Genomic DNA, 12,840 nt, shown 5'->3' with positions numbered 1-12,840 from the left:
AGAGGGATTCGAACCCTCGATACGGTTTCCCGTATACACGCGTTCCAGGCGTGCGCCTTCAACCACTCGGCCACCTCTCCAGCCACGCGCGCCGAGGCACACGTAGACCCCTTTCGCGGAAGTCGGGCGCTGAAGGCAGACGGGCCGCCTTCATATGTTCGCCCGCTTCTCCGCACCGGGAGGGAACCCGGCTGCCGGACCCACGTCATCGCTTTCCAGGGGAACTCGAAGACCGGCAACACTTATGCAGCGCTGCATACCGGCGAGGCGGCGGAATATAGCGGCTTGCCGCCGTCTGGCAAGACGTTATCGCACCACTGCCCACAGGCCAGACCGCCGCACCCACGGCGACCACCCCGCCCCCATCTCACGGAGGCCGAAGCCCCCTCGCATCAATCGCGCAGCAGGTCGTTGATGGAGGTCTTGGAGCGGGTCTGAGCATCCACCCGCTTCACGATCACCGCGCAATACAGCGAAGGGCCGGGTTGGCCGTTGGGCAGGGGCTTGCCGGGCAGAGAACCGGGCACCACCACTGAATAGGCCGGCACCTCGCCCACGAAGACCTCGCCGGTCTCCCGGTCCACGATCTTGGTGGAGGCGCTGATGAAGACGCCCATGGAGAGCACCGAACCGGTGCGCACCACCACGCCCTCCACCACTTCCGAGCGGGCGCCGATGAAGCAGTCGTCCTCAATGATCACCGGGCCGGCCTGCAGCGGCTCCAGCACGCCGCCGATGCCCACGCCACCTGACAGGTGCACGTTCTTGCCGATCTGGGCGCAGGAGCCCACGGTGGCCCAGGTGTCCACCATGGTGCCCTCGCCCACATGGGCGCCGAGGTTCACGAAGGACGGCATCAGCACCACGTTGGGCGCGATGAAGGCCGAGCGGCGCACGATGGCACCCGGCACGGCGCGGAAGCCGGCGGAGCGGAAATCCGTCTCGCCCCAGGTGGCGAACTTGGAGGGAACCTTGTCCCACCAGTGGGCGCCGCCGGGGCCGCCGGCGATGGGCTCCATATCGTTGAGGCGGAAGGAGAGCAGCACCGCCTTCTTCAGCCACTGGTTCACGATCCAGGTGCCGTCGGCGTCCCGCTGCGCCACGCGGGCGGCGCCGCTGTCGAGGAGGGTGAGCGCCTCGTCAACGGCGAGACGCACCTCGCCCGTGGTGGAAAAGCCGATCTCGGCGCGCTTCTCGAAGGCGTCGTCGATGATGCGGGACAGATCGGCAAGGCGGGCGGCGTCGGCCATGGGGGTCCTCCAGATCGGCCGCGCCCCCGCGGCCGGGCATGTCAATTCAGGGTGGGATGAAAGGTCAGCCGCGTTCCTTCACGGCGACGAACTTGAGCTTGGGCCATTCCTCGATGGCGCGGTCCAGCACCCACTGGCTGCGGGCGAGATAGACCGGCGCCTCATCGCGGTCGCGGGCGGTGGAGGAGCGGTTCGCCTCCATGAAGCGGTCCACCTCGGCGCGCTCGCCCACGATCCAGCGGGCGGTGACGAAGGACACCGTCTCGTAGCGGATGGGCACGCCGTATTCCTTCTCCAGCCGGGCGGCGAGCACGTCGAGCTGCAGAGTGCCCACCACGCCCACGATAGGAGAGGGATCAGAGACGGGCTTGATGACCTGCACCACGCCCTCCTCCGCCATGTCCTGCAGCGCCTTCTGCAGCTGCTTGGCCTTCATGGGGTCGGACAGCAGCACCCGGCGCAGGATTTCCGGCGCGAAGTCCGGCAGGCCCTCGAACTTGATGGTCTCGCCCTCGGAGAGGGTATCGCCCACCCGCAGCATGCCGTGGTTGGGAATGCCGATGATGTCGCCAGCCACGGCCTCGTCCACCGTCTCGCGCTCCTGGGCGAAGAAGAAGATGGGGTTGGCGATGGCCATCTGGCGCTTCTCGCGCGGGTTGAACAGCTTCATGCCGCGCTTGAAGCGGCCCGAGCACAGACGCACGAAGGCCACGCGGTCCCGGTGGTTGGGGTCCATGTTGGCCTGCACCTTGAAGACGAAGCCGGAGACGAGGTCCTCCGCCGGCTCGACGGTGCGATCCCCGGCGGCGGAGCGCGGCAGCGGGCTCGGGCCGACCGAGCCGAGGCCGAACAGCAGCTCGGCGACCCCCGCCTCCTTCAGCGCCGACCCGAAATAGACCGGGGAGAGATGCCCCTCGCGGAACGAGGCCAGCTCGAACGGCGGCAGCACGCCCAGCGCCAGCGTCAGGCTCTCCACCGCCTCGTTGATGATGCGCTCCTCCACCCCTTCGAGGTCGATGAGGTCCTCCGGCGTCTCGAACGGCACCTCGCGCACCAGCGGCCCGCCGCGCTCGGTGGCGAGCAGGGCCTTCTTATTGGCGATGTCGATGAGGCCACGGAAATCCACGCCCATGCCGATGGGCCAGGTCAGCGGGGTGAGGTCGAGGGCGAGGGTGGAGGACACCTCGTCCATCAGGGCGATGGGGTCGAGGCTCTCGCGGTCCACCTTGTTGACGAAGGTGAAGATGGGAATGTCGCGCAGGCGGCAGACCTCGAACAGCTTGCGGGTCTGGCTCTCGATGCCCTTGGCGGCGTCGATCACCATCACCGCCGCGTCCACCGCCGAGAGGGTGCGATAGGTGTCCTCGGAGAAGTCCGAGTGGCCGGGGGTGTCGAGCAGGTTGAAGACGATGCCGTCGCGCTCGAAGGTCATCACCGAGGAGGTGACCGAGATGCCGCGCTGCTGCTCGATCTCCATCCAGTCGGAGCGGGTGCGGCGGCGCTCGCCGCGCGCCTTCACGTGGCCGGCCATGCGGATGGCGCCGGAGGCAAGCAGCAGCTTTTCCGTCAGCGTCGTCTTGCCGGCGTCCGGATGGGAGATGATGGCGAAGGTGCGCCGGCGGGCGAAATCCGGCAGGTCCGCGAGGGCGGCGTTGGGCGTCTGGTCGAGCATGGCGCCTTATAATGACAAATCGCGGACCATGGAATGGCGTTGGGCCGCGGCGCCGCCCGCCGCACCCCAGCCCACGTCCGCCTCGACGGAAACGTCGCGGAAGATACGATCCGCGACGCTTCCGGCCGGCTTCAGAACTTGTAGGCGATGCCGCCGTTCACGTAGGCGCTCGACACCTGGTCCTGGCCGAGCAGTTCACCCAGGGTGAAATTGCACGTCAGGCCGTTGGCCGCCTCCACCGCGAGCCCGACGGCAAGGTTGGTCCAGGAGCGGCCCGGCTGGTAGACCGGCATGGCGAAGGTGACGGGGGCCGTCAGCAGGCCGGCGGTGACGGAGCGGTCCTGGTTCAGGAAGTCGTAATTGTAGGTCGCCTGCACGTTCGGCCGCACGGTGACACCCGACAGCACGAAGGCGTAGCTCGCCTGCCCGCCGACGGTCGCATAGAACAGCTCGCGCAGCTGGTTGCCGAACAGCATGGAGCTGGAATTGCCGGCGGTTTCCGCATAGCCGTCCACCGTCGCCTGCTGGTAGGTGAGCTGCGCCAGCGGAGTGACGGTAGCCTGGCCCATGGTGAAGTCGTAGCCGGTGGCGAGGCGGGCGCCGTAATAGGTGCCGCTGGTGTCGCCCATGTTGGTGCGAACCGCGGCGCCGAGCAGGAACTGGCGCTTGATCGAATTGTAGTCGATCGAGCCCACGGTCCCCGAGAGCTGGGCGAAGGCCCCGCCGAAGCGGGCGTTGGCGTAGATGGTGCCGTTGAACATGTCGGCGTCGTAGCCGCCGTTCTGCGCGCTGAAATTGTAGCTGCCGCTGCCATAGCTCAAGAGGGCGCCGACGCTGATGCCGTTGCCGAAGCCGTATTCGAGGCCCACATAGCCGGCGGCGGCGCTGCCGTCCGAGCCGGAATGGTCGCGGGTCGGGTCGAGGGTGTAGGTGCTGTAATCGATGTTGGTATAGAGCTGGAAGCCCTTGGGCGTGCCCGTGCCAATGCGGGTATCGAGAGTGCGGTAGATGCCGCGCCCCACATAGATGGGGCTTTCCGCCAGCAAGCCGATGAGGCCGGGCGCTTCGATGATGGATTCGATGTATTGCGCCAGCAGCTCATGGCCGGCGGGCGTGGGATGAACGACGTCGGCGAACAGATAATCGTTCTGCGCGTTGGGCGCGACCAAAGTGTTGGTGGTGCAGGTGATGGCGAAATCCTGCTGGCACGCCTTGTCGGTCACGTTGGTGAAGCCGTACAGGGTCGGGTTGGCGATGACCTCGTTCACCAGCGCATAGTCGTCCACGTAGATGATGTTCGAGCCGCCGAGGTGGCGCAGGTCGTTGTAGAGAGTCGCATTGTAGGCGTTGACGGAATCGCTGAAGAACTGCCCCTGGGGCAGGAGACTGGTGACCGGCGCCTTGGAGATGTCCGGCAGGTTCGGCACGATGATGTAGCGCGCGCCTGCCTTGGAGAGCGTGGCGATGTTCTCCACGTGCTGGTTGGCGGCCGCGACCACGTTTTCGATGGCCTTCTCCTCGCTGACCAGCTGGTAGCTGAGGTAGATCGCCTGGGTGAAGATGTCGTTGGCGCCCGCCCACATGGAATAGAGGGCATTGGGCTGGGCGACGCCGCCAGTTGACGCGAGATAGATCTCGAGCTGCTGGGTCTCACCCAGTGTATTGTCCGGATAGGCCACACACTTGGTATAGTTGAAGCCCGAATTCACACAGGCGCCGCCCTGGGCGTAGTTGTTTCCGCCCACGACAGTGCTGGTCTTGGTCACTGTGTCGATGGCGAGATAAGGCGAGACCCCAAGACCGTAATGTTCGCCTACCAGCATGTCCCACACCGGCGCCGGGTTCACCGTGAACCGGACCGACTGGAGCTGGCCGTCGATGACCACGTAATAGGTTCCCGCGTCGCTCAGACTGTCGCCGAAGACGTAGAAGTTCGAAAACTGCTGCGCATGCGCAGCGCCCGTGCCCGCGGCAATAGAGGTCCATAGAACTGCGGCACGAATGAAAGCTGAACGCCCGACCATGCGTTGATCCCCCCAGATTCAACCCTGGGAATGGGCCGCATGCTACCGCACACTAGCAAAGGATACCGCCCAATCCCCCCGTCGCGGAAGAGATCACAGCCTGTTAACCAATACCACCGGGCCGGCGCGCAGGACGCCGCAATTTCTCAAAATGCGACTTTTTCCGCACACCCGACCGGCTCCGGGACCCGACCTTGCGGCAGCCGTCGGGCCTCTCCATGCTGGCGCGGGTGCACCCGTCACAGGAAGACGCCGGATCAGCCGGCGCCTCCGGCACAGCGCCACTGTGACAGCGCCGGGACCGCACAGGGGGCCATTGATGAACAGGACCGATCTGGCCGCACCGAAGCGCCTGCGCTCGACCACCGTCGCCCTCGGCCTCGGCCTCGCGTGCCTGCTGGCGTGGACAGGCGCCGCCACCGCCCTGATGCCGCCCTATGTCTACGAGAACGCACGCAACGAAGCGAAGAGCGTGATCGTGATCGCGGTGGACGAGGTGGCGGTCACACCCCACCCGTTCGGCACCTGCACCGTGACCGGCACGGTGAAGAAGGTGGAGCGCGGCACCACCTACAGCACCGGGCAGAAGGTGGAGCTGGGGGTGCCCTGTGCCAAGCCCAACGCCTCTCCGCCGCTGGGCGGCACCATCTACCAGGACGTGGACAGGCTGAAAGCGTCCAGGTTCGGCCGCGCCTACCTCGATGCGGCGGGCCAGGTGGTGCTGTCCCAGTACGAGCAGCTCGTGACCGCGCCCTGAAGGCCAGCGCCGAGCGGGGCATGCTTTGTGCTTGGTAGGGGGCGTGAGGACCCTTGGGTGGAAACCCGCCAAACAGCCCGGCATCGCCTGCCGGGGCGGAGGACCGAAGACCAGCGATCCGTCCTCTGTGGCGCCACAAGGGCCACAACGCCCGGAGGAACACGACATGACCTCGCCTGCCCTGGAGGTCCGCGCCGACCCGACGGCCGACACCACCACTGATCTGGCTCCCCCTGATTTCGCCGCGCTGGACGCGGCCTATGTGTCGCCCACCTATCTCAGGACGCCGCTGCGCGAGGTCCTGCTCACCACCGATCGCGGGCTGTACTGGCTCCGGGGCCCCACCGGCATCGGCAAGACCCTGTTCGTGCGCGGCATCATCGCCCGGCGGCCGGGACGCTCGCCCGGCGTCCTCGAGGGCATCGACAGCACCATTTCCAGCGATATCCGCGCCATCGGCATCCATGTGCAGGGCGCCCTGACGCCCAACGCCCTGATGGCGGCGCTGAAGGATGCGGTGACGGCGGAATTCGGCGTCGCAGTGGCGGAAGGCTCCGGGGCGGAGCCGGCACAGGCGGATGTTCTCGCCCTGCTCGCCGCCGCGCGGGAGCACGTGACGACCACCGGCGGCAAGCGTCTGCTGGTGGCCATCGACGGACTGGAGCGGATCGGAGACGGGAACACCATCGCGATCCTGCCCGCAGCCGCCGAACTGCCGCCAGGCGTTGTCCTGCTCCTGACCTCACGCCCCGCCTCGGACTGGCCGCAAGGCCTGTTCGAGGCGACGACGGCGCGGGTGGCCGGCGGGATCGCGCGCGACATTGGATATGAGGACGCCGTCTACACCGACATGCTGCGCGGCTATTTCAAGAACCAGATCCGGCCGCTGATGCGCAGCCGCGCCATCGCGCACCTCACCCACCTGCTGGAGACCAAGGCCGCGTTCGAGCGCGGTGGCCGGGACAACCGGCTGACCAACGATCCGGTGCTGCGGGATGCCCTGAAGGACGACTGGAAGAAGCTTACCAACAAGCATCCGCGCTATTCCGGCATCCAGCTGCCGGTGGTGCCGCTGGTGGACATGCTGGACCAGTTCGACCAGCTGTGGGTGGATCTCCTCGACCGGGCGGACCGCCGCTTCGACGATCTCTCCGCGATCATCCGCGCCCTGACGGCGGGAACGCTACAGGTGGAGGAGGTGGCTGGATTGCCCAAGGGGCCGGAGCTGCGCGCCCGTCTCGGGGCATCGTAGGGCACGGCCTCAGTCATCTGCCGCGCCCCGATGCAGGCTTGCGCGCCCCCTCACTCCTTGGCGCGGGGGGCAGCCTCCAAGGTCGCGCGGCCGGCCGCGTCCAGCGCCGGCGCGACCGCTCCGGACTGCAGCCCGGCGCCTTGGGACGCACCCTGCCCGGCCACGAGGCGCCGGCCGAACCCGCGGCCGGGCTCTTCGATGAAGCGCCAGGTGAGGCTCGCGACGAGAACCACCAGCAGCGCCAGGGCCAGGGAGAGCAGCGTGCCCTGGAGCAGGGGCATCTGGAACCACGGCCTGCCGTCCGGCTGCTCGCCGATGACCCGCTTCAGCACGGTGTCCGTGGAGATCAGAATGAAGAAATGCACCATGTAGATGGAATATGAGATCTTCCCGAGCGCCTGCAGCGGCCGCGTATTCAGGACCGTGCAGGCGAAGCCACGGTCGGTGTGCAGCAGCAGCACGAGCACCGTCAGCGGCACCAGCACGGCGATGATGCTCGGCCCCCGACATACCGAAAGCAGCAGCAGGACGGCCAGCACCGTGCCTGCCTGCCACAGGCTCAGGGCACGGTCGGACGCCGCCGCGAATATCGCCTTCAGCCGCCCCGAGCGCACCGCCTCGTAGCACAGGGCGCCGACGAAAAAGCCGGACAGGCCGCGCAGCATAGCCGCCGGCCCATAGAAGGCCTGGGCAAGACCGTCATGGAGCGTGGCGGCATAGATGTAGGAACAGGTCGCGAATACGAGGATCGCGGGCGGCGCGAAGCGCCAGCGCAGGGGACGCAGCGGAGCCGTCAGGGCGAAGACCAGATAGGCCAGGGCCTCGCAGCTGATGCTCCAGCTGGGGCCGTTCCAGAAATTCCTGTCGAACACGCCCCAGGCCTGCACCAGGAACAAGGTGGCGAAGAACAGGACCAGCGACTGGTCTCCGGTGAACGGCGCACCATTATTGAGCGTGACGCCCTTGTGCCAGAGGTAGAGCTTGAAAAACTCCTGCGCCAGAAACACCATCAGGATGCAGAAATGGAGCGGGTAGACCCTGAAGAAACGCAGGGTAAGGAACCGCTTCATCGTATCGGGCGTGTCGATGCGATCGGCATAGGCTGACGAAATCACAAAACCTGACAGGATGAAAAAGACATCGACGGCAAGATCGCCATTGGTGACAATGGACAGGGACTTGAAAACGCTCGCAATCGTCATGTGATAAAAGACGACGAGCACAGCTGCCATGCCACGCAGGCCATCCAGCGCGCGATATCTCGCACTTTCCATGAGGTGACCTGCCAAAGATCTGAGCGGGGATCGCGACGGGCGGCATGCTGGGAAAAGACCCGTTGCGCAGGGACTCCGGACCCATCGACCGTGAGGATACGGACCGCAACAAGACGCTGGAACCTAGCTACAGTTCAAACAAGCGTCAACCTGTTACCATTCCAGGCAGCAAGCCGGAAGGTCTGCACGCCCGCCGTGCGTGCGTGCTCAAGCGTCTTTGACGAAAGGGAAAAAGGGCACGCAACGGTAGCGCCGTCGGTGAGCCTATCGCGGTCACCGCCGGCCATGTCAGCCGTGGAGAGTTGGAAAACGCCTTAACATGGTCCAGCCCGATCAGGTTGATGCAACCCGATCGGATCATGAACCGCATCGCGAAGCCTGAGAGCGCGGTGCGCGCCAGGCTCCCGATCAGTCGCCCTGGCCGGGCTCCGGGGAGAACAGTTCTTCCTTGCCCGGCTTGCCGTCCCACTCCTTGGCGTCGGCCGGCGGGTCGCGCTTGAGCGTGATATTGGGCCAAGCCTTGGCATATTCGGCGTTGAGCGCGAGCCACTTCTCGAGCCCCAGCTCGGCATCGGGCTTGATGGCCTCGGCCGGGCATTCCGGCTCGCAGACCCCGCAGTCGATGCACTCGTCGGGGTGGATGACGAGCATGTTCTCGCCCTCGTAGAAACAGTCCACCGGGCACACGGACACGCAATCCATGTACTTGCAGCGGATGCAGTTCTCGGTGACGACGTAAGTCATGGAAAATCCCTTTCGAGGGCTCGGTTAGCGCAGCCCGGCGCGCCGTTCAAGCGCACGCAAGGCCGCAGCCACCATTACCCGTCACTCTTCTGTTATTTCGTCGAAAAGCGCGCGTGCCGATGTAGCATCTCCCCGGCGCTGCGAAAAGCCAACGATTCGCAACACACGCACGTTCCGGTCGAGGGCGATGGTGAGCACCTGCCCGGCCCGCACCGATTGCGCCGGGCTCGTCACCCGCGCGCCGTCGAGCCGGACGTGGCCGGCGCGCACCAGATCGGCCGCGGCCTCCCGGGTGCGCACCACGCGAGCGTGCCAGATCCAGCGGTCGAGCCTCTGCCGCTCCGCCGGATCCGCCCCCTCGCCCGTCACCTCACTTGCCCTTCTTCTCCGCCTCCAGGCGCGCCTTCAGCGCGGCGAGGGCGGCAAACGGGCTGTCCGGATCCGCCGGCTTGTCGCGCCGGCGCTCCTGCTGCGGCGGGCGCTGGTCTGCGCGATGCTCGGGACGCGGGCCACGATTGCCCTCGCCCTCGCGCGGTCCACGGAACGGAGGACGGTCGCCCCGGGGCGGACGCGGGGCGCGCTCACCCTCGGCGCCGGGGGCGGCGGCGGGCCCCTCGACGGGACGACGATGAGGCGGACGGCCGTCGCGCCGCTCGCCGCGGCGCTCGTTGTCCTTACCGCCCTCGCGACGATCGCCGTCCTTACGCTCGCCACCGAAACGGCGGCCCTCGCCTTGAGGACGGTCACGGCGCGGCGCGCCCGGCGGACGGCCGGGACGCCACACCTCGATCATCTCGGGTTCGGCGGGAGCACCACCTTCCACCGCCTCGGGACCACCCGGAGCGGCGGGCGCGCTGACCTCGGCCGCCACTTCGGCGGCGGTGGGATCGCCGGTTTCCTCGACGGCCTCGACCGCGGCTTCAGCCTCGATCTCATCGGCGATGACGGCGTCCGCCTCTTCCGCCTCAGGGGCGGCAGGCTCGGCCTCGGGCGCGTCAGGCTCGGGCGTCTCGGCCACGGCCTCAACGGCGGTGCTATCGGCAGCGGGAGCCTCGACAGCCTCGACCTCGGCGCCCTCTACAGGCACAGCCTCGGCGGGCGGCGCGTCGAACAGGAGGTCGGCCTCGATGGCGCCTTCCGGCAATGGCGCGAATTCCACCGGCGCAGGTGCGGCGGCGGGAGCTTCGGCTTCCGGCGGGGGCGGCGGGCGGCGCTCCATGCGGTAGCCCAGCGACTTCAGGATGGAAGCGAAGTCCTCCCCCGAGCAGCCGGCCAACGACGTCATTCCCACGGTCACGGTGAAGCCGCGCCCATCCACCGCACCCGCGGGCTTGGGGCCGGCGGAACCGGGCCGCCAGGCCAGCGCCGGGCGGATGAGGTCGGCGAGCCGCTCCAGGATGTCCACGCGCACGGCGCGCTCGCCGCACACGCGGAAGCCCACGGCGCGGTAGAGGCCCTTCTGGATTTCGTGATCCACCGGGATGGAGGTGCGCCCGGAGGCGGCCAGATGCGGCAGCTCGTCGAGGCCCTTCTGGGCGAGGCCGCCGTGCTTCAGCGCATAAAGCTCGGCCGCCAGCGAGCGCGGAGCAGGCTTCAGCAGCGCCGGCAGGTAGATGTGATGGGCCCCGAAGCGCACGCCATAGCCGCGCAGGGTGGCGCGGGCGGCCTGGTCGAGCCCCTTCACCTCCTCTGCCACGCGGGCGCGCTCCAGCACACCGAGGCTCTCGACGATCTGGAAGGCGATGCCGCGGGCGATGCCGGTGATGTCTTCCGCCGTGCCGAGCTTGGTCAGCGCGCCGAGCAGTTTCTCGATATGAGCCGACAGCCACAGCGCGATGCGGGCTTCCACCTGGTCGCGGACCGGGCCGGTGAGGTGCTCGTCGGCGATGATCTTGAAGCGCGGCTTCAGCACCTCGTCGCCGGGGATGAGCTTGGCCACAGCCTCGCCCGTCCAGCGGACGGTGCCGTCGAACGTGAGCACGAAGGCCTCGTCCACGGCCTGGGCGACGCGGGCGGCGCGCTGCTCGATCTCGCCCGCCAGCGCCTTCTGGGCAGCGGCGCGCAGGGCCTTGGCTTCCTCCCCGCCCGCCGCCGGATCCGGGGCGAACTGGAAGCCATGGAGGTGGCCGATGACATGGCCTTCAACGGTAACGTCACCGGTCTTGCTGATTTCAGTTTCGAGCATCGTGTTCTCTCGCAGGCGCCGCATGAGCACGCTGGTTCGCCGGTCCACGAAACGCTGGGCCAGCCTTTCGTGCAGTGCGTCCGACAGCTTGTCTTCGACCCCTCTCGTGACGCCTTGCCAGTGCCCCGGATCCTTGAGCCAGTCGGGCCGGTTGGCCACGAAGGTAAGGGTTCTCACCTGCGCGATCCGGTTCGACAACGTGTCGATGTCGCCTTCTTGGCGATCGGTCAAGGCGATTTGACGCGCGAACCACGCATCGGGGATAAATCCACCCCCAGAAAGGTGCCCGAAAAGCGTTGCAACCAGCTCCGCATGGGCTCCGGGAGACACCTTGCGATAATCGGGTACCTGGCACGCGTCCCACAACCTTTCCACATCTGATGGCGAGGCGAGACGGGCCGTCACCTCCGTGTCCCGGCTCATGATTTCGAGCACGGCCACGTCGTCGGCGACCGGCGCGCGGGTCAGCCCCTCCTCGCGGGGAAGCTGGGACAGGCTGGCGAGAAGGGCGGCGGCGGAGCGGAAATCCGGGACGGCGTTGCGCCATTGCAACACCTTCGCGGTGTCGAACACATGCTCCTCCAGCCGGCCCACCAATTCCTCGTCGAAGGGCGGACAACGCCCCGTCGTACCGAACGTGCCGTCGCGCGTCGCCCGCCCGGCACGGCCGGCGATCTGCGCCATTTCGGAGGCATTGAGCTTGCGGAACTGCCAGCCATCGAACTTGCGGTCCGAGGCAAAAGCCACGTGGTCCACGTCCAGGTTGAGGCCCATGCCGATGGCGTCGGTGGCGACGAGATAATCCACGTCGCCCGACTGGTAGAGCTCCACCTGGGCATTGCGGGTGCGGGGCGAGAGCGCCCCCATCACCACCGCCGCCCCGCCGCGCTGGCGGCGGATGAACTCGGCGATGGAATAGACCTCCTCCGCCGAGAAGGCGACGATGGCCGAGCGCCGGGGCAGGCGGGAGATCTTCTTCTCGCCGGCGAAGGTGAGGGTGGAGAGGCGCGGGCGCACCACCACGTTGACGCCCGGCAACAGCTTCTCGATCAGCGGGCGCATGGTGGCGGAGCCGAGCAGCAGCGTCTCGTGCCGGCCGCGCCGGTTCAGCATGCGCTCGGTGAAGACATGGCCGCGATCAAGGTCGGTAGCGAGCTGGATCTCGTCGATGGCGACGAAGGACACGTCGAGGTCGCGCGGCATGGCCTCCACGGTGGAGACCCAATAGCGCGGGCTCTTGGGCTTGATCTTCTCCTCGCCGGTGATGAGGGCGACCTTGTCGGCCCCCACCCGCTCGACGATGCGCTGGTACACCTCGCGCGCCAGCAGGCGCAGCGGCAGGCCGATGATGCCACTGTCGTGGCCCAGCATGCGCTCGATGGCGAGATGGGTCTTGCCCGTATTGGTGGGGCCGAGGACCGCGCTCACCCCCCGCGCCCTCACGTTGCGCGGCAGCACGGCCCATTGGGTGACGTCATCCATCGGCTAAAATCAGGTCCGCTCACGTGTTGGGGGTTCTGTAGCATATCGGGACAGGCGGACCATGGCGAAAGGGGGGCCGTGAACATTTTGCGAACGCAAGGGGGGCGAATCAGCCGCGGCCGCCCGTTCCCGCCGCGTTCCGCACGGCTCCCCATCGCGACGCGGCAAGACGATAGGACGACGGGACGGAGCGATACGAC

9 protein-coding genes are annotated in these 12,840 nt (G+C 67.5%); 2 read left to right on the top strand and 7 right to left on the bottom strand.

All coding sequences use genetic code 11. The annotated features are described in order from the left end of the window. Positions 1-392 precede the first annotated feature (392 nt). From dapD to V5F66_RS19280, 3 genes are all read right to left on the bottom strand, one after another. Positions 393-1,250 (bottom strand): 2,3,4,5-tetrahydropyridine-2,6-dicarboxylate N-succinyltransferase, encoded by an 858-nt coding sequence (gene dapD, locus V5F66_RS19290; protein WP_394001619.1) that lies wholly within the window; start codon positions 1,248-1,250, stop codon positions 393-395. Positions 1,251-1,314: 64 nt separating this feature from the next. Further along, the gene (locus V5F66_RS19285; protein ID WP_012114667.1) at positions 1,315-2,922 is read right to left on the bottom strand and encodes a peptide chain release factor 3; all 1,608 of its coding nucleotides are present in this window, start codon (positions 2,920-2,922) and stop codon (positions 1,315-1,317) included. A 131-nt stretch (positions 2,923-3,053) separates the two neighbouring features. Beyond that, on the bottom strand, positions 3,054-4,946 hold the full coding sequence (locus V5F66_RS19280) for an autotransporter outer membrane beta-barrel domain-containing protein (protein WP_394094512.1): 1,893 nt from the start codon (positions 4,944-4,946) through the stop codon (positions 3,054-3,056). A 319-nt stretch (positions 4,947-5,265) separates the two neighbouring features. On the opposite strand from V5F66_RS19280, the gene V5F66_RS19275 reads away from it, so the two are divergent. Further along, a complete protein-coding gene (locus tag V5F66_RS19275; protein ID WP_394094511.1) occupies positions 5,266-5,703 on the top strand; it encodes a hypothetical protein in 438 nt (145 codons plus the stop codon). A 166-nt stretch (positions 5,704-5,869) separates the two neighbouring features. After that, positions 5,870-6,955 (top strand): hypothetical protein, encoded by a 1,086-nt coding sequence (locus tag V5F66_RS19270; RefSeq protein WP_394094510.1) that lies wholly within the window; start codon positions 5,870-5,872, stop codon positions 6,953-6,955. Between the two features lie 50 nt (positions 6,956-7,005). Here the strand turns inward: V5F66_RS19270 and V5F66_RS19265 are convergent, their stop codons facing one another. From V5F66_RS19265 to V5F66_RS19250, 4 genes are all read right to left on the bottom strand, one after another. After that, a complete protein-coding gene (locus tag V5F66_RS19265) occupies positions 7,006-8,229 on the bottom strand; it encodes an acyltransferase family protein (protein ID WP_394001609.1) in 1,224 nt (407 codons plus the stop codon). A gap of 408 nt (positions 8,230-8,637) precedes the next feature. Beyond that, entirely contained in the window at positions 8,638-8,973 is a 336-nt protein-coding gene (fdxA, locus tag V5F66_RS19260; RefSeq protein ID WP_012114662.1) for a ferredoxin FdxA, read from the bottom strand. 81 nt (positions 8,974-9,054) lie between these two features. Next, on the bottom strand, positions 9,055-9,342 hold the full coding sequence (locus V5F66_RS19255; protein ID WP_394001607.1) for an RNA-binding S4 domain-containing protein: 288 nt from the start codon (positions 9,340-9,342) through the stop codon (positions 9,055-9,057). A 1-nt stretch (position 9,343) separates the two neighbouring features. Beyond that, entirely contained in the window at positions 9,344-12,640 is a 3,297-nt protein-coding gene (locus tag V5F66_RS19250) for a helicase-related protein (RefSeq protein WP_394094509.1), read from the bottom strand. Positions 12,641-12,840: the final 200 nt, after the last annotated feature.

The organism is Xanthobacter versatilis (assembly GCF_043193975.1).
Lineage (GTDB): Bacteria > Pseudomonadota > Alphaproteobacteria > Rhizobiales > Xanthobacteraceae > Xanthobacter > Xanthobacter autotrophicus_E.
This window is presented reverse-complemented; position numbering and strand designations above follow the sequence as displayed.